Source organism: Streptomyces sp. WZ-12, from assembly GCF_028898845.1.
GTDB lineage: Bacteria > Actinomycetota > Actinomycetes > Streptomycetales > Streptomycetaceae > Streptomyces.
In genome coordinates, this window is the sequence record NZ_CP118574.1 from 4,514,080 (window position 1) to 4,535,765 (window position 21,686).

At 72.2% G+C, this 21,686-nt stretch carries 19 protein-coding genes; 9 read left to right on the forward strand and 10 right to left on the reverse strand.

From position 1 onward, the window contains the following. Positions 1-650 precede the first annotated feature (650 nt). Positions 651-1,940 carry a serine--tRNA ligase gene (serS, locus tag PV796_RS19405; protein ID WP_274914559.1) on the forward strand — a complete coding sequence of 430 codons (1,290 nt, stop codon included), beginning with the start codon at positions 651-653 and terminating at the stop codon, positions 1,938-1,940. Further along, a complete protein-coding gene (locus tag PV796_RS19410; protein ID WP_274914560.1) occupies positions 1,937-2,761 on the forward strand; it encodes an HAD family hydrolase in 825 nt (274 codons plus the stop codon). The genes serS and PV796_RS19410 overlap by 4 nt, the downstream gene beginning before the upstream one ends. Here the strand turns inward: PV796_RS19410 and PV796_RS19415 are convergent. Together PV796_RS19415 and PV796_RS19420 are read right to left on the reverse strand one after the other, a co-directional pair. Next, complete coding sequence (locus PV796_RS19415) at positions 2,752-3,498, reverse strand: rhomboid-like protein (RefSeq protein ID WP_274914561.1); 747 nt, start codon at positions 3,496-3,498, stop codon at positions 2,752-2,754. The two genes, PV796_RS19410 and PV796_RS19415, sit on opposite strands and share 10 nt — an antisense overlap. Beyond that, positions 3,495-4,511, reverse strand: coding sequence for an Lrp/AsnC family transcriptional regulator (locus tag PV796_RS19420; protein ID WP_274914562.1), 1,017 nt, complete (start codon positions 4,509-4,511; stop codon positions 3,495-3,497). Before PV796_RS19420 ends, PV796_RS19415 begins: the two co-directional genes overlap by 4 nt. A gap of 145 nt (positions 4,512-4,656) precedes the next feature. On the opposite strand from PV796_RS19420, the gene PV796_RS19425 reads away from it, so the two are divergent. Both PV796_RS19425 and PV796_RS19430 read left to right on the forward strand, forming a co-directional pair. Beyond that, a complete protein-coding gene (locus tag PV796_RS19425; RefSeq protein ID WP_274914563.1) occupies positions 4,657-6,228 on the forward strand; it encodes an MFS transporter in 1,572 nt (523 codons plus the stop codon). 184 nt (positions 6,229-6,412) lie between these two features. Next, positions 6,413-7,411, forward strand: coding sequence for a LysR family transcriptional regulator (locus PV796_RS19430; RefSeq protein ID WP_274914564.1), 999 nt, complete (start codon positions 6,413-6,415; stop codon positions 7,409-7,411). Here PV796_RS19430 and PV796_RS19435 read toward each other — a convergent pair. Then, positions 7,387-8,274 carry a MerR family transcriptional regulator gene (locus tag PV796_RS19435; protein WP_274914565.1) on the reverse strand — a complete coding sequence of 296 codons (888 nt, stop codon included), beginning with the start codon at positions 8,272-8,274 and terminating at the stop codon, positions 7,387-7,389. The genes PV796_RS19430 and PV796_RS19435 overlap by 25 nt on opposite strands. A gap of 353 nt (positions 8,275-8,627) precedes the next feature. On the opposite strand from PV796_RS19435, the gene PV796_RS19440 reads away from it, so the two are divergent. Together PV796_RS19440 and lysA are read left to right on the forward strand one after the other, a co-directional pair. Then, a complete protein-coding gene (locus PV796_RS19440) occupies positions 8,628-9,098 on the forward strand; it encodes an SAV_915 family protein (RefSeq protein WP_274914566.1) in 471 nt (156 codons plus the stop codon). Positions 9,099-9,116: 18 nt separating this feature from the next. Then, positions 9,117-10,505, forward strand: coding sequence for a diaminopimelate decarboxylase (gene lysA, locus PV796_RS19445; protein ID WP_274914567.1), 1,389 nt, complete (start codon positions 9,117-9,119; stop codon positions 10,503-10,505). Positions 10,506-10,644: 139 nt separating this feature from the next. Here the strand turns inward: lysA and PV796_RS19450 are convergent, their stop codons facing one another. The 3 genes from PV796_RS19450 to PV796_RS19460 form a co-directional block, all read right to left on the reverse strand. Further along, the gene (locus PV796_RS19450) at positions 10,645-10,962 is read right to left on the reverse strand and encodes a hypothetical protein (RefSeq protein ID WP_274914568.1); all 318 of its coding nucleotides are present in this window, start codon (positions 10,960-10,962) and stop codon (positions 10,645-10,647) included. Positions 10,963-11,025: 63 nt separating this feature from the next. Next, entirely contained in the window at positions 11,026-12,795 is a 1,770-nt protein-coding gene (ltrA, locus tag PV796_RS19455) for a group II intron reverse transcriptase/maturase (RefSeq protein WP_274914569.1), read from the reverse strand. Between the two features lie 599 nt (positions 12,796-13,394). Next, positions 13,395-13,700, reverse strand: coding sequence for a VOC family protein (locus tag PV796_RS19460; protein ID WP_274914570.1), 306 nt, complete (start codon positions 13,698-13,700; stop codon positions 13,395-13,397). A gap of 410 nt (positions 13,701-14,110) precedes the next feature. Here PV796_RS19460 and PV796_RS19465 point away from each other — a divergent pair, with 410 nt between their 5' ends. From PV796_RS19465 to mltG, 3 genes are all read left to right on the forward strand, one after another. Beyond that, positions 14,111-14,824 (forward strand): FadR/GntR family transcriptional regulator, encoded by a 714-nt coding sequence (locus PV796_RS19465; RefSeq protein ID WP_274914571.1) that lies wholly within the window; start codon positions 14,111-14,113, stop codon positions 14,822-14,824. A 123-nt stretch (positions 14,825-14,947) separates the two neighbouring features. Then, on the forward strand, positions 14,948-16,234 hold the full coding sequence (locus PV796_RS19470; protein ID WP_274914572.1) for a CynX/NimT family MFS transporter: 1,287 nt from the start codon (positions 14,948-14,950) through the stop codon (positions 16,232-16,234). Between the two features lie 610 nt (positions 16,235-16,844). Continuing rightward, positions 16,845-17,681, forward strand: a complete 837-nt coding sequence (gene mltG / locus PV796_RS19475; protein ID WP_274914573.1) for an endolytic transglycosylase MltG — start codon at positions 16,845-16,847, stop codon at positions 17,679-17,681. Between the two features lie 104 nt (positions 17,682-17,785). Here mltG and PV796_RS19480 read toward each other — a convergent pair whose 3' ends face one another. The 4 genes from PV796_RS19480 to PV796_RS19495 form a co-directional block, all read right to left on the reverse strand. After that, on the reverse strand, positions 17,786-18,562 hold the full coding sequence (locus tag PV796_RS19480; protein ID WP_274914574.1) for an ABC transporter permease: 777 nt from the start codon (positions 18,560-18,562) through the stop codon (positions 17,786-17,788). A 24-nt stretch (positions 18,563-18,586) separates the two neighbouring features. Next, the gene (locus PV796_RS19485) at positions 18,587-19,498 is read right to left on the reverse strand and encodes an ABC transporter ATP-binding protein (RefSeq protein WP_274914575.1); all 912 of its coding nucleotides are present in this window, start codon (positions 19,496-19,498) and stop codon (positions 18,587-18,589) included. A gap of 102 nt (positions 19,499-19,600) precedes the next feature. Continuing rightward, on the reverse strand, positions 19,601-20,494 hold the full coding sequence (locus tag PV796_RS19490; protein ID WP_274914576.1) for an ABC transporter permease subunit: 894 nt from the start codon (positions 20,492-20,494) through the stop codon (positions 19,601-19,603). Further along, a complete protein-coding gene (locus PV796_RS19495) occupies positions 20,491-21,546 on the reverse strand; it encodes an ABC transporter ATP-binding protein (protein WP_446750608.1) in 1,056 nt (351 codons plus the stop codon). Before PV796_RS19495 ends, PV796_RS19490 begins: the two co-directional genes overlap by 4 nt. Between the last annotated feature and the right edge of the window lie 140 nt (positions 21,547-21,686).

Genomic DNA, 21,686 nt, shown 5'->3' on the forward strand with positions numbered 1-21,686 from the left:
GGTGCCCTCCGACCGCCCCTGTGGTTGTCCACAAAGTTATCCACAGGCCCGCTTCTCGACCTGTGGGTAAGTCGACATGGGAGTCGGACAGAGTCGACATATCCCCCTAGTGACCCCACATGTGTCCACAGTTACCCACAGTGGACCACTGGGGCGCGCGTCAGCACAATTCCCGCGATCAATCCTTTAGGGCGAGGTAATCCCACACGAAAGAGTGCGTGAACAGGGTTTGGACGAAGAATCCATAGCGAGCATTTCGGGTGCAGAATGATCAATTCCGGCTTCCACAGATCTCACACACAGCCTGTGGATAAGAATCCGCCAACCCCTCACCCCTGTGGACAACCCGGGGGATAACCTGGGCGCAACCGCGGCGACGGGGCGCCGACCCCAAGGGAATCCATGCCGCGAATGCCCTTTTCGCGGTATGAACCGGGAATTCCGCAGGGCCTCACGAAGCGTCACGACAACCGCCGCGACAACCCTCATGACCACCGCCCGCGAACGCCCCGCCGAGTCGATTCCTCCTCGCCGCCACCGCACTCCCTCCTCGCTTCCCCACCATGGAATAAATAACCGCAAAACGGGCAAAAAGCCGCATCCGCGAATAGCGCTTCGAGGGGCGCTCCCGTCCCCGGTAGCCTGGTGGGGTGATTGACCTTCGCCTGCTTCGTGAGGACCCCGACCGTGTGCGCGCCTCCCAGCGCGCCCGTGGAGAGGACGTCGAGCTCGTCGACGCGCTCCTCTCCGCCGACGAGCGGCGCAGGTCGTCCGGCGTGCGCTTCGACGAGCTGCGCTCCGAGCAGAAGGCGCTCGGCAAGCTCATCCCCAAGGCCGCCGGCGAGGAGAAGGCCGAGCTGCTGAAGAAGGCCGGCGAGCTCGCCGCCGCCGTCAAGGCCGCCGACGCCGAGCAGGACGAGGCCAAGGAAGAGACCCAGGCGCTGCTGCGGAAGCTGGGCAACATCGTCCACCCCGACGTCCCGGTGGGCGGCGAGGAGGACTTCACGGTCCTGGAGACGCACGGCACCCTCCGCGACTTCGCCGCCGAGGGCTTCACGCCCAAGGACCACCTGGAGATCGGCGAACTGCTCAGCGCCATCGACGTCGAGCGCGGCGCCAAGGTCTCCGGCTCGCGCTTCTACTACCTCACCGGCGTCGGCGCCCTGCTGGAGCTCGCGCTGGTCAACGCCGCCATCGCGCAGGCCACCGCCGCCGGCTTCACGCCGATGCTGACGCCCGCCCTGGTCCGCCCGCGCGCCATGGAGGGCACCGGCTTCCTCGGCCAGGCCGCCGAGAACGTCTACCACCTGGAGCGCGACGACTACTACCTCGTCGGCACCTCCGAGGTCCCGCTCGCCGCGTACCACATGGACGAGATCGTCGACGCCGGGCAACTGCCGCTGCGCTACGCCGGTTTCTCGCCGTGCTTCCGCCGCGAGGCCGGCACCTACGGCAAGGACACCCGCGGCATCTTCCGGGTCCACCAGTTCGACAAGGTGGAGATGTTCTCCTACGTCGCGCCGGAGGACGCCGAGGCCGAGCACCAGCGGCTGCTGGAGTGGGAGAAGCAGTGGCTGACCTCCCTGGAGCTGCCGTTCCAGGTGATCGACGTCGCCACCGGCGACCTGGGCGCCTCCGCCTCCCGCAAGTTCGACTGCGAGGCGTGGATCCCGACCCAGGGCAAGTACCGCGAGCTGACCTCGGCGTCCAACTGCAACGAGTTCCAGGCCCGCCGCCTGTCGGTGCGGATGCGGGAGACCGACGACGGCAAGCCGAAGGTCCGCCCGCTGGCCACGCTCAACGGCACGCTCTGCGCCGTCCCGCGGACCATCGTGGCGCTCTTCGAGAACCACCAGCAGCCCGACGGCTCGGTCCGCGTCCCCGAGGTGCTCCGCCCCTACCTGGGCGGCCGTGAGGTCCTGGAGCCCGTCGCCAAGTGAATCCCTCAGCCCCGGCGGGGTCGCCGCTGCCGTACCAGCTCATCGCGACGGACCTCGACGGGACGCTGCTGCGCCACGACGAGACCGTCTCCGAGCGCACCCGTGAGGCGCTCGCCGCGGCCACCGCGGCGGGCGCGGCGCACATCGTCGTCACCGGCCGGGCGGTGCCCTGGACCCGGCACATCCTCGACGCCCTGGACTACCGGGGCCTGGCGGTGTGCGGGCAGGGCGCGCAGGTCTACCACGCCGGCGAGCAGCGGCTGTTGACCTCGGTGACCCTGGACCGCCAGCTCGCCGGCCTCGCGCTGTCCAAGATCGAGGCCGAGGTCGGCCCGCTCCACCTGGCCGCGAGCCGGGACGGCCTGGCCGGCGAGGTGCTGGTCACCCCCGGCTACGAGGTCCAGGAGGGCCCGCTGCCGCACCTCCCGGTCGACGACCCGGGCGAGCTGTGGGCCGCGCCGCTCAACAAGGTCTACCTCCAGCACCCGACCCTGGACGACGACGCGCTGGCCGCGGCCGCCCGGCAGGTCGCCGGCGACCTGGTCGGCGTCATGGTCGCCGGGCCCCGGATCGTCGAGCTGCTGCCGCTGGGCCTGACCAAGGCCACCGGCCTCTCGCTGGCCGCCCGCCGCCTGGGCGTCACGGCGAGGGACACCATCGCCTTCGGCGACATGCCCAACGACATCCCGATGTTCGGCTGGGCCGCGCACGGCGTGGCGATGGCCGACGCCCACGACGAACTCAAGGCCGTCGCCGACGAGATCACCGCCTCCAACGAGGACGACGGCATCGCCGTGGTCCTGGAGCGGCTCTACTCCTGACGGCCCCCGGGCGGCGGCACACCGGCTCCGCCGCCCGGCCCCGTCCGCCCCGAGGTGCCGCCCTCGATCGAGCAGGGGCCCCCGTCCCCGTCCGCCGACCCGACGCGGGCCGCCGGGGTCAGCGGCCAGCACGCGAGGCCCATCGCCAGGGCGATGGCGTGCCCGAAGTCGGTGAAGGTCGCGCCGGTCGCCAGCGGCACCCCGAAGAAGGCCAGCACCCCGACGAGGTAGACGTAGCGCCACGGCGGCGGCAGCCGGTAGGTCAGCACGCCGGCCGCGGCGGCCAGCCCGTAGGAGACGCCGATGTCCACGACGTGGGTCATCGAGCGCGGCAGCCGGTGGCCCTCGATGGCCAGCAGCACCAGTTCCTGACTGGCCAGGGTGGCCGCGATGTGCGCCGCGCCGACCGTCAGCAGCCAGCGCCAACTCCCCATCCAGCGCTCGACGTTGGCGTGCACCAGCTCGAACATCACCGCGTACAGCAGGAACGAGCCCGGCTGCTCGATCCAGAACCCGCTGATCAGCAGCGCCGGCACCGGGTGCTCGTTCAGCTCGTGGATGTTGCTGCTGTTGCGGTGCAGGAGGAACTGCTCAAGGCCCTCGGAGGCCGAGGCGATCACCAGGCTGGTGATCCCGATGATCAGCAGCCAGATGTGGGTCCCGGGCGTCGACCGCACCCAGTCCCACACCCACTCCTTCGCCCGGACCGCCAGGACCCGGGGCGGCGGTGGCTTCATCGGCGGCTCCTCGTCGTGACCGGGGCGAGGTAGGGGCCCGGACCCTTGATGTGCCGGATCCGGGGCGCGCTCTCCATCGTCCGCACGCCGGGCAGGGCCGCGATCCGGGTCGTCAGGTAGGTGTAGAGCGCGCCGGTGTCCCGGCACAGGATGGACGCGAAGAGGTTGTGCGGCCCGGTGGTGGCACCGGCGAACGCGACCTCCGGGTGCGCCGCCAACGCCTCGCCGGTGGCGGCGAGTTCGGCGGGCGCGACCGACAGCCACAGGGCGACCATCACGCCGTATCCGTACTCGTGCTGAGCGTAGTCGACGTCGTAGTACAGGACGCCGTCCGACCGGAGGGATTCCAGCCGGCGGCGGACGGTGGTGGGCGACCAGCCGGTGACCGCGGCCAGTTCGGCGAGCGGGGCGCGGCCGTCCCGGCCCAGCGCCTCGAACAGCCGGCGGTCGGCGTCCGAGAGCACCACCGGCCCGTCGAGCGGCCGGGGCGGCGGCGGGCTCAGCCGGGCCACCTCCTCCCCGGTCAACGCGCCGGACTTGCTGACCGCGCTCTGCGGGCCGCCGTAGAACTCGTGCAGCAGGCAGTGCGCGGTCACCCCGACCACGCTGGGGGTGCGCGGCAGCTTCTGGAGCAGCAGCGCGTCGCTGTGCTCGCTGCTGGACGCCCGGCACACCGCGGCGATCTCGGTGCCGCCGGACATCAGGCTGACCCAGGAGGTGTCCGAGCGGCGGGCCAGCGCCTCGGCGACCGGCAGCGCGGCGTCCGGCGCGCACTGCACCCGCACCATCCACTCCACCTCGCCCAGCGCCCGCGGCTCGGCCAGTCCCAGCACCCGGAACGCGCCGGAGCCGCGGTGCCGGGTGTAGCGCCGGGCGATGGTCTGGTCGGAGACGCCCAGCACCGCGGCGATCCGGCTGAAGGGAGCCCGGCCGTCGGTCTGGAGGGCCTGGATGAGCCGGCGGTCCAGGTCGTCGAACGGCGCGGGCCGGGGGGCGGAACCGTCGGTTTTCACCGTTGGAGGCTAACCCGTGTCGGATTGCGCCGTCGGCAGCGCCGTGGCTGGGGAAGCGGGCCGGGCCCGGCGGAGAGTGGACCACCGGCCGGGCGCCCTGCCCGGCCGTCGTGATGACGCGCACCACCCAACGGAGGAAATGATCATGCGGTACGCACCCGGGAGCGGGCCCGGAGGGGGCGGCGACGGCCGGGCCCCCAGGGCGCGCGGCAAATGGTGGCCCCTGGTGGCCATCACCCTCGGCAACTTCATGCTGCTCGTCGACGTGACGATCGTGAACACCGCGCTGCCCAAGATCGCCGACGGCCTGGGCGCCTCGTTCACCTCCCTCCAGTGGGTGCTGGACGCCTATGCGCTGGCGCTGGCCGCGCTGTTGATGGTGGCGGGCTCGGCGGCCGACCTCTTCGGGCGCCGCCGCGTCTACGTCGGCGGCCTGGTGCTGTTCGCCCTCGCCTCGCTGGCCTGCGGGCTGGCGCCCGGCGCGGACCTGCTGGTCACGGCCCGGGTCGTGCAGGGCGTCGGCGCGGCGGCGATGTTCGCCAGCAACACCCCGCTGCTGATGGCCGCCTACCAGGGCCGGGACCGCGGCGTGGCGTTCGGCATCTGGGGCGGCACCAGCGGGGCGGCGGCCGCGGTCGGCCCCGTCCTGGGCGGGATGCTCACCGAGTGGACCGACTGGCGGGCGATCTTCCTGGTCAACCTGCCGCTGACCGCGATCGCCGTCTGGCTGTCCCTGCGGCACCTGAACGAGTCCTACGGCGACCCCGACCGCGCGCGCGGCGGTGCGGGCGGCCGGTCCGCCCTCGCCCGCATCGACTGGCCGGGCGCCCTCTCCTTCACGCTCTGCGCGGGCGCGCTGACCTACGGGCTGATGCGCGGCGGCGAGCACGGCTGGACGGAGACCGGAACGCTGACCTCGCTGGCGCTCGCCGTCCTGGCGCTGCTGGTGTTCGTGGTGGCGGAACGGCGCACCGCCGCCCCGCTGTTGGACCTCCGGCTGCTGCGCCGCCCGTCGTTCGCGGTGCTGATGGCGGCGGCGCTGCTGATGCAGGCGGCGGCCTTCCCGTACCTGACGTTCGTGGGCCTGTGGGCGCAGAACCTGCTCGGCCTCAGCCCGATCGGGGCCGGGCTGGCGGTGACGCCGATGGCGCTGATGTCCCTGTTGGTCGGCGTCTTCGGCGGCCGGTGGCTACAGCGCCTGGCGCCCCAACTCCCGCTCGGCATCGGCGTGTTGCTGATCGGCGCGGGCGGGCTGCTGCACGCCGCGCTGCTCGGCACCGGGTCCGACTGGGCGACCCTCATCCCCGGCCTGGCGGTGAGCGGGCTCGGCGTCGGCGCGGCGATGCCGGTGCTGGTGTCGGCGGCGCTGGGCGCGGCCCCGCCGCAGCGGGCCGGGATGGCGAGCGGGGCGGTGAACACCTTCCGCCAGCTCGGGTTCGCGTTCGGCATCGCCGTCCTGGGGACGGTCTTCAGCAGCGCGCTGAGCGACTCCGGGGCCGCGGCGGGCGGCCGGGGCGCGCTCGCCGCCGGCTACCTCTCCGGGCTGCGGGAGATCACGTTGATCTCCGGTCTGGTGGCGGTCGTCACCGGCCTGTTGGTCCTCGCGGTGGTCCGGCGCGCGCCGCGCGCGGAAGACGGGCCCGCATCCGGCTCCCGTACGGGCGGCCGGCACGCGCAGGGCGCGCCCACGGGCGAGCGGGCGCCGGCCACGGCATGACCCCGTAGGACGGCCGTGCGGGTCGGCACCCGGAACCGCACGGCCGTCCGCGGTTCCGGGTTGCCGCCCTGGGCCCTGCGAACGATCGTCCCGGGGCGCCACCCCCAAGTCAATCCTCGGGTTTCCTTTCATATCCCTTAGCTGGGGCTTGGGTTGGCCTCGGACCGCGGGCTACCGTGGCCCGGTGACCCTCGACGATCTGCGGGCCTTCGTGGCCGTCTGCGAGGCGGGCAGCCTCAGCGCCGTCGCCCGCGACCTGGGCTGCACCCAGTCCGCCGTCAGCCAGCGCGTCAAGCGCCTCGAACGGGAGGCGGGCATCGGCCTGTTGGAGCGCCGGCCGCGCGGGGTGGCGCCGACCGCCGCGGGCCGCATCCTGCACCGCGCGGCCCTCGACGGCCTGGGCACGCTGGACCTGGCGCTGCGCCGGCTCGCCGACATGCGCCGGGGCGACGGCGGGACGGTCCGGGTCACCACCGGCGCCACCACCGTCCGGCACTTCATGTCCGACGCGGTGGTGGCCTTCCGGGACCGGCAGCCGCACGTCAACTTGGAGTTCCACACCGAGAGTTCCAGCCGCCGCTGCTTCGAGGCGGTCGCGGACGGCGACTGTGACCTCGCCTGGATCACCATCGGCCCGCCCGTACGGGGCATCGAGCAGCACCCGGTGATCGGCCTGCCGTGGGTGCTCGCGGTGCGCGCCGACGATCCGCTGGCCGCCCGCGACCGCATCGAACCGGACGAACTCGCCGGCCTCCGCCTCATCCGGCTGCCGGAGAACTCCACCTCCCGGATGCGCCTCGACGGCCATCTCGGCCACCGGGAGGGGGCGTTGGGCCCTGTGGAACCCGGGGAAGAGGTGCCGGGGCCCAGCGCCACCAGCGTCGCCGACTGGGACACCGCGCTGCTGCTCGCCGAGCTCGGCGTCGGCCCCGCCGTCGTCCCCCGCCTCCCCGGCCACCGGGCCACCGCCGGCCACCCGGGCCTGCGCCTGGTGCCGATACCGGCGCTGCCACCGCTGACGACCGGGTGGGCGGTGCGGCAGTGGGCGGCGCTCGGCCCGGCGGCGGTGGAGTTCGCCGAGACGGTGAACCGGTGGCTGACGGGCGGGACTTCGACCGCCGGACTCAGGCCGCCGGGCGCCGCCCCCGGGCTCCTGCCTCAGGCCCGCACGACCGGCTCCTGAATCTCGGTGACCCACTCCTCCTGGTCCTCCGGGCACTCCAGGTACAGCTCGCGGGCGTACCCGGCCGAGCGGTAGCCGTTGCCGTCGATCCAGCGCGCCAGGTGCTGCGCGGTCGGCATGATCCGGCTCATCGGGCCGCGGTGGACGACGGTCGCCGCGAGGTCGAGCCCCGGCAGCGTGACGACGTCGAAACCGGTCCCGGTCCGGCCAGTCGCAAAGACCCCGGCTCCGGGGTCATCTCCCCGCTCCCGCACGGCCCTTGCCAACTCCTCGCGGGTGACCACGCACCCGGCGTGCACCACGACCGCGTCCCCGGCGCCCTCCGGCGCGTCCTCGTAGTACGCGAGCCCGGGGCCGGCCGCGCTCACCCCGGCGGCGTCCAGCCGGCGCCCCAACTCCGCGTAGAGCGGCGCGATGACCGGGCCGATGTCCTCGGGGCCGTAGCTCACGGCGGTGCCGCTCAACTCGGCGAGCAGGACCGGTTCGGTGCGCTTGAGCACCACGTCGTCGACGGACATGTGTCCCTCACTCTCGATCGACCGGAGCCTCGCCTCGACCTGCGCCAGCCGGGCCTCGGCCGCGCTCATCTCCGCCGCCAGCTCCGCCCTCCGCAGCCGCAGCATGCCGCGCAGCTCCGCCGCGTCCACCCGCTCGTCCAGGATGGCCGCCACCTGCTGGAGGCCGAACCCCAGGTCCTTGAGCGCGATGATGCGGTTGAGCCGGGCGAGCTGGCCGGCCGCGTAGAAGCGGTAGCCGGTGACAGGGTCGGTACGGGCCGGCGGCAGCAGCCCGATCGCGTCGTAGTGGCGCAGCATCCGGGCCGATACCCGGCCGTACCGGGCGAAATCTCCGATGTTGAACATGACGCCTCCCAGTCGAGCGGTTTCCACAGTGTCAAGGTCAACGCCCGCCGCCCGCACACCGGAAAGACGGGCGCACGCACACCCAGAGGACCGGCGCAACCGCAGCGGAACGCCCGGATCCGGTCACCGTCCGCCGGCATCCCCGCAGCACGGAGCGACCGGCCCGCGCACTTCGGCCCGCACACTCCGGCCGACGATGGCAGCATCGCGTCAAGTCCGGTCCGCAAAGCGTCAATGAAGCGTCATGGAGCGGCCGTAGGCCCCCCGCAGCGGGCATAGCGTCAGTGCCCGAGCCCCGGCAAGCGCACAGTCCACCAACGGTCCGGGGCCGCCGTCCCGTCGAGGAGAACGACGTGTCCCACCATCACCCCGCGGAAGACCCCGAGCCTGCTGATCGCGTCCCGGCCGGACCTCTCTTCGTCCCCGTCCGGTCGGGACCCGCGGGCTGTACCGCCCGCCTGTTCCGCACGCCGCTCGGCGGCCGCACGGCCGTCGGCTTCACCTCGCTTCAGCGGCTGGCCGAGGTTCTCGGCGGCGGCCAGCCCTGGGTGCGGCTCTCCGAGCCCGCGCTGCGCGCGCTGACCGAGCCCGTCGGCGCGACCACCGTGACCGTCGACCCGCGCTTCACCCCCGACCTCGCGCGGGACGGCCGGACCTTCCCCGACCTCGCGCACGATCCGCGGCCGGTCCGCGACGTCGCCCGCGACCCGCGGCTGACCGCCGACCTGCCCCGCGAACCGCGCCTGGCCCCCGACGTCCTGCGCGAGCCCCGCCTCACCCCCGCACCGCGCATCCCCCGTAGCCCTCGCCTACGGGCCGTCTGAGGAAGCGGCATCCCCACCATGAGCCACACCACCCTGCCCCGGACGGCCGGCACCCCGGCAACGCCCGCACCGCGCACGACGGCCCCGCGCCCGTCCGCTTCCCCGGACGCCGACGCGCTCGCCATCTGGCCCGCCTCCACCGTGCCCCTGGCCGACGAGGACCTCTCCCTCGGCGGCGTCGCGCTCACCGAACTCGCCGACCACTTCGGCACCCCCGCCTACATCCTGGACGAGGACGAGGTGCGCAGCCGCTGCCGCGCCTACCTCCGCGCCTTCCCCGACACCGACGTCTACTACGCGGCCAAGGCGTTCCTGTGCCGCGCCATGGCGCACTGGGTCGCGGAGGAGGGCCTGGGCCTGGACGTCTGCTCCGCCGGCGAGTTGGAACTCGCCGTCACCACCGGCTTCCCGCCCGAGCGCATCGTGCTGCACGGCAACGCCAAGAGCCCCGCCGACCTGCGGGCCGCGCTGCGGCTCGGCGTCGGCCGGATCGTCATCGACAGCACCTCCGAGATCGCCCGGCTGGCCGCCGCGGTCCCGGTGGGCAGCCGGCAGAAGGTGCTGATCCGGGTCGTCCCAGGCATCGCCGCCGGCGGCCACGCCAAGATCCGCACCGGCACCGAGGACCAGAAGTTCGGGCTGTCCCTCGCCGACGGCTCCGCCCAGCACGCCATCACCCGCGTCCTGGGCCAACCGCGCCTCGAACTCGTCGGCCTGCACTGCCACTTGGGCTCCCAGATCACCGCCGTCAAGCCCTACCTCTCGGCCGTGCGCCGGCTGGTCGGCCTGCTGGCCCGGGTCCACGAGCAGCACGGCGTGATCCTGCCCGAGCTGGACCTCGGCGGCGGCCACGGCGTCGCGTACCGCCCGGGCGAGCCCACCCTCGACGTGGACAGCCTCGCCACCAAGGTCCGCGCCGAACTCGCCGGCGGCTGCGCGGCGGCCGGCCTTCCGGTGCCCCGGCTGGCCATCGAGCCGGGCCGCGCCATCGTCGGCCCCGCGGGCGTCGTCCTCTACCGGGTGCTCGCCGTCAAGCGCACCGGCTCCACCACCTTCGTCGCGGTGGACGGCGGGATGAGCGACAACCCCCGGCCCGCGCTCTACGGGGTCCGCTACGCGCCCCGGTTGGTCGGCCGCCACTCGGCCGCCGCGACCGAACCGGTCACCGTCGTGGGCCGGCACTGCGAGGCCGGCGACGTGCTCGCCTCCGACGTCCAACTGCCCTCCGACGTCCGCCCCGGCGACCTGCTCGCGGTCCCCGTGGCCGGCGCGTACCACCTGTCGATGGCCTCCGGCTACAACCTCGTCGGCCGCCCGCCGGTCGTCGCGGTCACCTCGGGCCACGCCCGGCTCCTGGTCCGCCGGGAGTCCCTGGCGGACATCCAGGAGCGGGACATCGGGCTCTGATGCGGGCCCTGCCGCGCGGCCTGATGCGGGGCCTCAAGCGGGGCCTCAAGCGGGGCCTCAAGCAGGGCTGAAGTGCCATCTGTTCAGGGCCCGCTCCCAGCGGTCCTGACCCCTGACCCCCCGGTGGAGGCGCGCCTGTTCAAGGCCCCTCCACCGGGGGCTTCACCGTCCGCGCGGTCACGGGAGCCGGCCCGGCCTCCACCGGGGGCATCGGCTCCCCGCCCGGGTTCCAGGCCGCCAGGAAGGCCGGCTGGCGGGCCAGATCGACCAGTTCGACCCGGGCGCCGATGCTCCCCACCCGGTGGTAGGCGAACGGCCGCCCGTAGGGGCACCCGCTGAACTCCTCCGGGAGCCCCGCCGCCGCCAGCCTCCGGCCGCCGTCCTCGATCGACCGCGTCCAGAACCGTCGGGTAGGACCGCCGCATTGCTGCGGCGGTCCCCCCTCAGAACCGGGCATGCCCGCTTTCCAGGCACCACGGCTCAAGCAAGCCCCGAGGGCGACGAGGAATCCGCGTCGGCGTCATGGCTGGTGCACCACCGTTCCGGCGAGGTTCCGCCGTCGGCAGTGGGCGTGGAGGAGCCGGTAGAAGGTCCGATCCTGGCCGCCGACCTGTTCGACGATGTGCTGTTTGGCCAGCACGCGCCGGACGGTCATGAACCACTGTTCCCACTCACGTGGACTGCGTGGTTCGTGCTCGGCGTGCAGAAGGAGTTCCCCGCAGAAGGGACAGCGTCCGCCCTGGCGCTTCAGGAGCCGGGCGGTGTGCTCGTCCACTGGCGGGGCCTTCTTCTTGCGTCGCCGATCGGCCCAGTACACGGTCAGGGCGGGGTCATCCGGGGAGGCTCCGCCGTGGACCGGGACGTGTCGGACGATCTTCGTCCAGGCGAACTTGGTGAGGTAGGCGCCGCTGTCGCGGTCACCGAACACCCAGCGGTCCTGCCGGGACTTGTGGAACTTGCCGAAGTAGCGGGTCGCGACCCATCCCCTCGACTTGTTCGGGTGCGAGCGTCTGGCCCACCGGTAGGTGAGGTGCCAGACGTGATGGTCCAAGCCGGTGAAGATCCGGCTGGAGACCACGCTCCGGTAGTAGGCCGACCATCCCCGGACGACCGGGTTGAGCCGGAACACCACGGCGGCCGCGTTCGCGCCGTGCATGGAGCGCACGTCGGCGGACAGCCGCTTCCGGAGCCGCTTGACCGACTCCTTGCTGGGGGTGATGAGCAGCTTTCCGCTGCCCTGCCGGTCGACTTGGCGGCGGATGTCGAAGCCCAGGAACGAGAACCCTTCCTCAACGTGGACGACGCGTGTCTTGTCCTCGTTGAAGCGGAGCCCTCTCGGCTCCAGCCATGCTGCGAGATCGGCCTTGACCTGTTCGGCCTGCTCGCGGCTGTGGCACATCGCTACGTAATCGTCGGCGTATCTGACCAGCACAGGGCATCCCTTGACCGTCTCAGCGTCACTACGGACGCTGGGCCGGTAGCGGACCCCTGCCACTTTCTCCATTCCGTGCAGGGCCACGTTCAGCAGCACGGGACTGATCACGCCGCCTTGGGGAGTTCCCTCGTCGGTCGGCGTGAACTCGCCGGACTCGATCACGCCGGCCTTCAGCCAGGCCCGGACCATGCCCCGCGCGGGGAAGGTCCCAAGACTGTCGAAAATATGGTCGTGGTCGATCCGGTCGAACGCCCCGGCCAGGTCCGCGTCCAGGATCCACCGACGCTGGCTGCGGTTGCCGCACAGCGTCTTGAAGATGGCCTCGATCGCGTCGTGGCAACCCCGTCCGGGCCTGAATCCGTAAGATCTCGGCTCGAACCGGGCCTCCCACTCGGGCTCCAGCGCGTTCTTCACGCGTGCCTGCTGCACGCGGTCCGCCAGCACCGGGATTCCCAGGGGACGCTGCTTTCCGTTTGCCTTCGGAATGAAGACCCGCCGGACCGGCAGGGCTTTGAGCGGCGAGGCGTCACGGTGCATCCGCTCCGCCAGATCCGCCCGTTCGCGGGAGGTCAGGGCGACCTCGCCGTCGATGCCTGCCGTCTTGCGGCCAGCGTTGCGCTGCGTGACCTGCCTCACGCTGATCAGCGTGTTGCTCCGGCTCCGCAGCATCAGCTTTTGCAGGTTGCGGACCTTCTTCAGGTCCCCGTCCTTCGTCGCCTTGAAGATCCTCTGCCTCAGTCGCCGTACGTGGTCCTCATGGGCGCGCCAGTTGATGGCGTCCCAGTCGGGTGCCGCGTCCTCCGGTCCGTTCACTCCGAGGGCCGCCATCGCCAGAGCGAATGCGTGTGCCGTCATCTGTGTCTAACTTGTCCTTCGGTTCCGGTACTTCAGCTTTGGTGCATCAAAGGCTCACCCGGTCCACGTCAGCTCCCTTTCAGGCCAGGCAGATGCCTGTATCCGGCCGGTTATGCGGGACGACCGCGAAGGGCGCGGCCTTGGTGTCCCGGTTTCCCGTCGCCTTTCGGCGTACCGGCATTGGCTTCTTGGACCGTCCTGCGCCCGCCGGGGAGTTGGGCCTCCCTCACGGTCGGCTTACCGGGACAAGTCCCGGACCCCGACGGGGTTTTCACGTTCCGCATGGCCGAGATCCGGCCGGGGTGGGCGCTCTCTGTACCCCGGGGCGGTGGTGTTCTCCACGGCTGGCTCCTAGTCACCAGCCGCCACCTGCCGTTTCGCAACGGCCAGCCCTGCCCCCAGCGGTTCATCCCATCTCCGGGGGTTTCGATATCGAGGCATCATCGAGAGTTCGCGTGTACTCGCCCGTCCGGCCTTCCCCTTGCCTGTAACCCCCGGATGGAGCGGGAGCCCTTGGGCGTCTTCCCTGAGCTTCGCACCCTGCCGTTACCAGCAACGCACGTCAGAGCGGGGACGGATCCGTGAACACTTATCCGGAGCTACGCTGCTGTCATCGTGCTCAGCCCTCCAATCAGCGCGCTCACTCGAACCATGCGACTTCGTGTCGCACCCAGGTGATCGAAGCGCGCCCCCTCGGACGCGTCCCACGGGCCGCCCGGCGCCGCCGGCTCGATCAGCTCGATGTGGGGCGGGGCGCCCCGCGTGAAGGCGATCCGGAAGTCCCACTCCCCGATCCGGTCCGCCCGCGGCGCGCTGAACTCGACGCCGGCCGCCGCCCCCAAGTCCCGTATCGCCGCGGCCATATCGGGCACGACGAAGCACACGTGGTAAAAGCTCCCGGCCATCTGATCCCCGTTTCCTGGTCTCTTGCGCTCTTGCGCTCTTGCTCTCTTGCGCTCTTGCTCTCTGGTCCTTTGGCTCTTTGGCGCTTTGGCGCTTTGGCGCTCTGGTCTCTGGCCCTCTGGTCTTGTCCGGCTCTAGCAGGTGCGTGGGGGCTGTCCGCGGGCCGTCGGGCCATCTCACCCGCAGAGCATTTAGCTGGCCCATGAAACAGTCAGTTGTAGGATGACTGGGCAACTGCGGTGCGAACAGCATGAGCGGCCTGGCCGGCTGCCACCGCTGCGGCTCACGATGGCCCGTGGCCCGTGGCCGATGGCCGGTGCTCAGCAGGACGGGCTCACGGACGCACCTGACTCATGGGCTCGCGGGCTCACAGACACGACACGACGCACAGGACGGGCACGGAAACAGGGCGATGGCACTCAAGGCAGCAGGACGGCAATCCCTCGTCGACACGGTCGTCGAGGCCCTCCGCGCCCAGCTTGCCGCCGGCGAGTGGCAGGTCGGCACCCGCATCCCCACCGAGCACGCCCTCGCCGAACAGCTCCAGGTCGGCCGCAACACCGTCCGCGAGGCGGTGCGCGTCCTCGTCCACGCCGGGATGCTCCGCTCGCGCCAGGGCGAGGGCACCTTCGTCGTCTCCACCGCGGATCCGGCGGAGATCATGCGCGGCGTCCAACGGGCCGGCATCCGCGACGTCTTGGAGCTCCGCATCGCCCTGGAGGCGGAGGCCGCCCGGCTGGCCGCACTCCGCCACCAACCCGCCGACCTGGCCCGGATGCGGGCGGCCCTGGACGCCCAGGTCGAGCTGGAGGACGCCGAGGGCCAGCCCCACTCCGGCAGCCTGGAGCTCTACGCCGACCACGACATCGCCTTCCACAAGGCCGTCGTCGAGGCCGCGCACAACACCGCGTTGACGGCGACCTACGGCTGGTTCAGCAGCTCCGTACGGGAGGCGCTGGTCACCGCCCTCGACGACCAGGCCATGCCGAAGATCGTGCACGGCGACCACCGCGCCGTCCTGGACGCGATCGCCCACGGCGACCCGGACGCCGCCGAACGCGCCACCCGCGCCCTCCTGGACAAGCCCAAGCGGGCCGTAGAGGCCCTCCTCGCCGCCGACGACTGACCCCGCGGCTCCGCCCTTTCCCCTTCCGCTCCCCCCAACTCCCCTCATTCCCCCCTGCTTTCCTCTTCTCCCTCCCTTCTCTCCCCTCCCATCACGAGTGCACGATTGGCTAGGTACGCACGCATGCCAGGGACCGACTCGACCGCTCCGGTCGATCTCATCGACGCCGAGGAAGATCTGATCCCGGCCCCGCAAGTGGCCACGGCCAGGCGCCGACTGCGGACCCACCCCGCCCTCCTCCTCGCCGGCATCGTCCTCGCCGCGGTGAACATGCGGGCGGCGCTCGCCGGTGTCTCGCCGCTGCTCAACGAGATGGCGCAGCACTTCCACCTGGCCGCCACCGCCACCAGCCTGGTGACCACCATTCCGCTCGTCTTCATGGGCCTGGGCTCGCTCATCGCGCCGCGGGTGGCGCGCCGTTGGGGCACCGAAGCGGCGCTGTGCGGCGCGCTGGTCGCGCTGTGCGGCGGCATCGTGCTGCGGATCGCGCCGCCGGTCGCCGCGCTGTTCGCCGGCTGCGCGGTGGTGGGCGCGTCCATAGCCCTGCTCAACGTGTTGATGCCGGGCCTGATCAAGCGGGACTTTCCGGAGCGCGCGGCGGGCATGACGGCGCTCTACTCGACCGCGATGATCCTCGGCGCGACCGTCTCGGCCGCGTCGGCCGTCCCGTTGGAGAACGCGCTCGGCAGTTGGCAGGGTTCCCTCGTCTCCTGGGCACTGCTCGCCGCCGTGGCCGCCCTCGTCTGGCTCCCGCAGGCCGTGCTCGCCCGCCGGGGCACGCACCACGGCGAGGCCGCGGCGACGCCCGCCCACACCGCCGAGTCCGGCCCGAAGTTGACCCGCTCGCCGCTCGCCTGGCAGGTGACGGTCTTCATGGGCTCGCAGTCGCTGATCGCGTACGTGATCATCGCCTGGATGCCGACGATCTTCACCGACCACGGCATGGGCAAGAGCGAGGCCGGACTGGTCTTCGCCTTCAGCACGCTGGTGCAGATGGTCGGTTCGTTCGTGGTCCCGACGCTCGCCGGCCGGATGCGTCGCCAGCGACTGCTGGGCGTGACGGTCTCCGCGCTGATGGCCTGCGGTGTCACGGGGCTGCTGATCGCGCCGGTGGCCGGCGCCTGGCTGTGGGCGGCGATCCTCGGCGTCGGCCAGGGCGGTGCGCTCGGCCTGGCCCTGACGATGATGGTGCTGCGGTCCGGCGACGCACACACCGCCGCCCGGCTCTCCGGCATGTCCCAGACCGGTGGCTACCTCCTGGCCGCGGTCGGCCCCCTGGCCCTGGGCGCCGTCCACCAGGCCACCGACGGCTGGACCGTCCCGCTCCTCCTCCTGCTCGCCGTCTGCGCCGGCCTCGCCCTCCTGGCCCTGGGCGCGGGCCGCGACCGCCGGATCGGCGGGGTGAACTGAGCGGTGCGCAGGCCACGGGGCCTGCCGGCTCCACCGGGTTCGCGGCTCGCCCTGCCCCCTGCTCGCCGTTTGCGCTCCTCGCCGGCCTTGCTGATCTGACTGGCCCAGTTGGCCCGGTTGGCCCGGTTGGCCTGGCTGGCCTGGCTGGCCTGGCTGGCCGGTTGCACCCCTCGCGCCGGAGGCGAGCGCACCCGGATCGGTAAGGCGAGCCGCCCGGGCCCGACTTCACGGCCTGGCCCGGCATCGCGGCCTGGCCCGGATCCGCGTCGCGGGCTGACTACCGCTGGGGCGGACGCAGCGAGGCGGGACCGCGCCGGACGGCCCGGGGGCGGGCGGTGCCGGCCCAGCCCGGGCGCGGCGCCCCCGTGGGGCGGAGGTCACCCCGCTCGTCCCTCACCGCTCCCACTGCCCTCTGCCGTCCCACCGCCGGCGCCCTTCTCCCCGTCGCCCCACCAACGGTCTAGCCGTGGGTGGTGAGCGCGGCGCGACCCTGCGTGGTGGCGATGCCCGGGCCGCGGTTCGATCGGCGGGCGGCCGGCCCGGTGAGCCGGCCACGCTCCCGCGCGAGGTGACCGTGCCGCGGCACAGCCGGCTGACCTACCGTGCCCCCATGAGCGATGTTCAGCACGCCGGTCGCCGGCCCGGACCGCGGCTCTCCCGCACCGGCTGGCTCCTCCTCGTCGCCGTTCTGTGTGTCGTGCTCGTCCTCGCCGTGCTGATCGTGCCGCGGCTGCTGCGCGAGCGGCAGTACGGTCAGCTCGCCGTCCCGGAGGGCCAGCGGGCCTCTCAGATCTACGCCTCCGTCGACCAGGCCCTGCACGTGCCCCAGGGCACCACCGCAAGGGCCGCCAAGACCGCGCACCTCGATCTGCCCGCCGAGGCGAAGGGCAACCCCGAGGGCTACCTCTTCCCCGCGACGTACCCCCTCCGCAAGGACACCACCCCGGAGTCGCTGCTCTCCTACATGGTGAAGACCTCCGGCCAGCGGCTCACCGCCGACGGCATCACCCAGTACCGCACCGTGGTGATCGCCAGCATCGTGCAGGCCGAGGCGGACCGGCCGTCCGACATGGGAAAGGTCGCCCGGGTCATCGACAACCGGCTCACCAGGAACATGCCGCTGCAGATGGACTCGACGATCAACTACGCGCTCGGCCGCAGCACACTGCACACCACCCATGCCGACACCCGCACCAACAGCCCGTACAACACCTACAAGTTCGAGGGCCTGCCGCCGACCCCGATCGCCAACCCCGGTGCCGACGCGCTGAAGGCGGCGGCCGCGCCGCCCGCCGGCGACTGGCTCTACTTCGTCACCGTCAAACCGGGCGACACCCGCTTCACCGCCGACTACCAGGAACACCTGCGGAACGTGCGGGAGTTCAACAACGGCCAGAAGAACGGCGCCACCGGCGGCTCCGGCAACACCACCACCGCCGGCGAATAGCCACCCAGCCACCCACGGTCCGCCCGACGCCGCGGGCCCGGCCCACACCCGGCCCACACCCGGCGCCGCCCGGACGATCGCCCGTCCGGGCGGGGCAAGCGCGTCTACTCCTCCCCGGCCAGCGTCAGTGCCTTCAGCCGACGTGCCGCGTACCAGGTCGCAGCGCCGGTGACGGCCACCAGCAGGCAGACGGCGAGCGGCAGTTGGACCGCGGAGCTCAACGCGCCGTCGGCGCCGACCTGCTGCCCCACCGCGAGCGCCCACTGCTGGATGCTGAGTATCCGCGCCCCGGGCACGACGTTGCCCACGAACGCCTCCCAGACCAGGGCGTAGACCAGGCCGAAGACCACGGCGTGCCGGGTGATGGTGCCGAACAGCAGGAAGAGCGCGCTGTAGGCGACCGAGGCGATGGCCGCCGCCACCGCGTACGCCACGGCTATCTGCTGGCTGTTGCCGTTCAGGACGAAGCCGGCGACGAGCACCGGTATCGCCGAGAACACGACGGTCACCCCGATCGCGACCAGCAGCTTGGTCACGATGATCGTCGAGCGGCGGACCGGCTTGGCCAGGAGGTAGATCACCGAGCCGTCGTCGATCTCCGGGCCGATCGCGCCCGTGCCCGCGATCACGCCGATCAGCGGGACCATCGTGCCCAGCGCGAAGCCGCCCAGGATGCCACCGGCAGTGGCGTCGTCGGCGCCGGTCAACGCCCGGACGACCACGGCGATCGCCACCAGGAGGGCGGGCAGCGCGAAGAGGATCAGGGCGCGGCGCCGGCCGAGCAGCGCCCGGTAGGTGAGCCGGGCGACGGTCGGGTGGAAGAGCGCGGCCTTGGGCGCGGCGGCGGGCGCCGGCGGGGCCGCGGGAGAGGTCGTGGACATGTGCCTCAGGGCTCCTTTCTGGCCTCAGGCCGCTACGAGGTAGGAGAAGACCGATTCCAGCGACTCGTCGGAGGGCGAGACGGTCAGCAACCGGATGCCGTGGTCGCGGGCGACCCTCGGCAGGAGTTCGGTGAACCGGCCGAAGTCGACGGCCTGGACGCGCAGGGCGCCCTCCACCACGTCGACCTCGATGCCGGCCGTCGAGGGGTCGGCTATCAGCGCTCCGGCCAGTGCCCGGTCGTTGTCGGACCGGACGAGGTAGCGGTGCGGGCGGTCGGTCATCAGCCGGCGGATCTTGCGGAAGTCGCCGGAGGCGGCATGCCGGCCGGCCACCACCACCTCGATGTGCGAGGCCAGTTGCTCGACCTCTTCCAGGATGTGCGAGGAGAACAGGACCGTACGGCCCTCGTCGCCCATCCGCCGCAGCAGCTCCATCAGTTGCATCCGCTGCCGCGGGTCCATGCCGTTGAACGGCTCGTCGAGCAGCAGCACCGACGGGTCGTGGACCAGCGCGGAGGCCATCTTCACCCGCTGCCGCATGCCCTTGCTGTACGTGGAGATCTTGCGGTCCTGGGCGTGCTCCATCTCGACCGTGGCCAGCGACCGGGCTGCCGCGGCCCGGCCGAGGCCGTGCAACTCGGCGTTGGCGAGGACGAATTCGCGTCCCGTGAGGAAGTCGTACATCGCCTCCCGCTCCGGGACGAGGCCGATGTGGCGGTAGCTGGCGGCATTGCGCCAGACCGTCGTGCCGTCGAGGGTGACGGTGCCGTTGGAGGGGGCGAGGAAGCCGCCCATCATGTTGATGAGGGTGGACTTGCCGGCGCCGTTGGGGCCGAGCAGGCCGGTGACACCGGGGGCGATGGTCATGGTGATGTCGTTGACGGCAACGACATTGCCGAACCAGCGCGAAACGTGGTCGATGCTAAGAGCACTCATGGGCGCAGCCCATTCCTTGAGGGGTGGCGGTCGGGCGACGGGCGGGCACTCATGGGCGCAGCCCATTCCTTGAGGGGTGGTCTTCGGGTGAGGGGTGGGCGGTCACAGTCCGGCCTTCCGGTAGCGGCGCATCAGCAGGCCGTAGCAGCCGGCTATGACGAGCAGCGCGACGAGGAGGTAGACGAACCCGGCGGCGGTGGACGGCGTCAGCCCGTTGGGGAAGGAACTGCTGCCGCCCAGGAACGTGGCCTGCACTCCGTCGACGAGGGTGATGGGCGAGAAGAGCCCCAGCCAGCCGACGGCGCCGTCGCTGCCCCGGAGGGTGGCGATGCCCTGGATCGCGCTGACCGCGCCGTACGGGATGGTGAGCACGGCGATCACGGCGGCGACGCCGAACCCGCGCCGGGGTGTGAGCGCCGAGACGACCAGCCCGATGCCGGCGAACAGCAGCGACAGCAGCGCCACGCTGACCAGTCCCTGCCCGAACCCCTTGGTCTGGTCGAGGAAGTCCAACTTCCCCAGCAGCGCCCCGACATAGAGGATCACCAGCGGCGCGGCGGTGAGCAGGAACAGCGCGCTCGCCATCGCCGCGAACTTCGCCATGACGTAGTCGGCCCGCTCGATCGGCCGGGAGAAGTACAGCGGCGTGGTCTTGAAGCGCAGGTCGCGGGAGACGGACTGCGGGGCCTGGGACGCCAGGTAGAGGCCGATGACGGCCTGGAGGTAGACGGCGTATTCGGTGTAACCCAGCGGCAGGCTGTGGGCCTTGGTGAACATCGTCACCGCGACCAGGATGCCGGCCGGCAGGCACATCACCGCGAAGAGCAGCATCGGCAGCACCTTGCTCTTCGCCGACCGCCCGATGCCGTAGGCGCCGCGCAGGCTCTGCGAGAACAGCGACCGCCGGGCGTAGCCGCGGCCCAACCGGGGGCCGTCGTAGTGCCGGTAGCCGATGTTGTGGATGTAGGCGCCGCCCGGCGTGGTTTCCGTACTCATCCTGCGTTCCCTCCGCCCACGGTGGTGGGGCGATCGGTGCCCCGCCCCGCCGTCGCGTTGCTCTCCTGCCCGGCACCGGCCCGCGGCCGCGCCCCTGCCGCCTGCGCGTCCGCGTCGCGGAACACCTCGGCGATCTGGTGCCGGCGCTGCTCCATCCGCACCAGGCCCAGCCCGAGCCCGGCGACGGTGTCCCGCACCAGGTCGTACGTCCCGTCCCCGGACGCCTCGACGAAGAGGACGTGCCCGGGAGAGGCGAGCCCCTCCGTCCCGGGGGCGCCGGTGGTCACCGCGGCGCCGGCCGCGGTCAGCGCTGCGCGCAGCGCGCCGGTGCCGTCCGGGTGGGCGTCGGTGTCCGTGACCTCCACCGCCAGTGAGGTGGTGACCTTGGTGAACTCCGTGGTGGAGGAGGACCGCAGCAGCTTGCCGCCGTCGACCACGACGACGTGGTCGCAGGTGCGCTCCAGCTCCCCCAGGAGGTGGGAGGTGACCAGGACCGAGATGCCGAAGTCGGTGTGGACCCGCCGGATGAGGCCGAGCATCTCGTCCCGGCCCACCGGGTCCAGGCCGTTGGTCGGCTCGTCCAGGAAGACCAACTGCGGGTCGTGCACCAGCGCTTGGGCCAGCTTCACCCGCTGCTTCATGCCCGTGGAGTAGCCGCCGATGGGGCGGTACCGCTCCTCGTAGAGGCCGACGTGGCGCAGGGTGTCGGCGGTGCGCTCCCGGGCGGCGGTCGGCGGCAGGCCGGACATCCGCGCCATGTGCACCACGAACTCGGTGGCCGAGACGTCCGGCGGCAGGCAGTCGTGCTCGGGCATGTAGCCGACCCGCTCACGAATGGTGCTGCCGTCCTTGGTCACGTCCAGCCCGAGGACGCGGGCGGTCCCTTCGGTGGCCGGGGCCAGACCGAGCAGGATCTTGATCAGGGTCGACTTGCCGGCACCGTTGGCACCCACCAGGCCCGTCACGCCGGGGGCGATGTCCACGGAGAGCCGGTCCAGCGCGGTCACCCTCGGGTACCGCTTGGTCAGGCTTTCGGTCACGATCACAGTCACGTGTTCGAAGGTAGTGGCGCCCGACACACCCGTCGTCAACCCCAGCGGTGGTCTTCGCCTACCACTCCGGTACGACGAACCCGTAGGGGTTCTCATGCTTCAGCGGCAGTCGGACTCAGGGGCGCGCCGTGTCATCGGCC

Bases quoted from the DNA above. Each gene is read 5' to 3' on its own strand.
- PV796_RS19415 (WP_274914561.1), bottom strand. From the start codon at position 3,498: ATGAAGCCACCGCCGCCCCGGGTCCTGGCGGTCCGGGCGAAGGAGTGG.
- PV796_RS19425 (WP_274914563.1), top strand. From the start codon at position 4,657: ATGCGGTACGCACCCGGGAGCGGGCCCGGAGGGGGCGGCGACGGCCGG.
- PV796_RS19435 (WP_274914565.1), bottom strand. From the start codon at position 8,274: ATGTTCAACATCGGAGATTTCGCCCGGTACGGCCGGGTATCGGCCCGG.
- lysA (WP_274914567.1), top strand. From the start codon at position 9,117: ATGAGCCACACCACCCTGCCCCGGACGGCCGGCACCCCGGCAACGCCC.
- PV796_RS19450 (WP_274914568.1), bottom strand. From the start codon at position 10,962: ATGCCCGGTTCTGAGGGGGGACCGCCGCAGCAATGCGGCGGTCCTACC.
- ltrA (WP_274914569.1), bottom strand. From the start codon at position 12,795: ATGACGGCACACGCATTCGCTCTGGCGATGGCGGCCCTCGGAGTGAAC.
- PV796_RS19460 (WP_274914570.1), bottom strand. From the start codon at position 13,700: ATGGCCGGGAGCTTTTACCACGTGTGCTTCGTCGTGCCCGATATGGCC.
- PV796_RS19465 (WP_274914571.1), top strand. From the start codon at position 14,111: ATGGCACTCAAGGCAGCAGGACGGCAATCCCTCGTCGACACGGTCGTC.
- PV796_RS19470 (WP_274914572.1), top strand. From the start codon at position 14,948: ATGCCAGGGACCGACTCGACCGCTCCGGTCGATCTCATCGACGCCGAG.
- mltG (WP_274914573.1), top strand. From the start codon at position 16,845: ATGAGCGATGTTCAGCACGCCGGTCGCCGGCCCGGACCGCGGCTCTCC.
- PV796_RS19480 (WP_274914574.1), bottom strand. From the start codon at position 18,562: ATGTCCACGACCTCTCCCGCGGCCCCGCCGGCGCCCGCCGCCGCGCCC.
- PV796_RS19485 (WP_274914575.1), bottom strand. From the start codon at position 19,498: ATGAGTGCTCTTAGCATCGACCACGTTTCGCGCTGGTTCGGCAATGTC.
- PV796_RS19490 (WP_274914576.1), bottom strand. From the start codon at position 20,494: ATGAGTACGGAAACCACGCCGGGCGGCGCCTACATCCACAACATCGGC.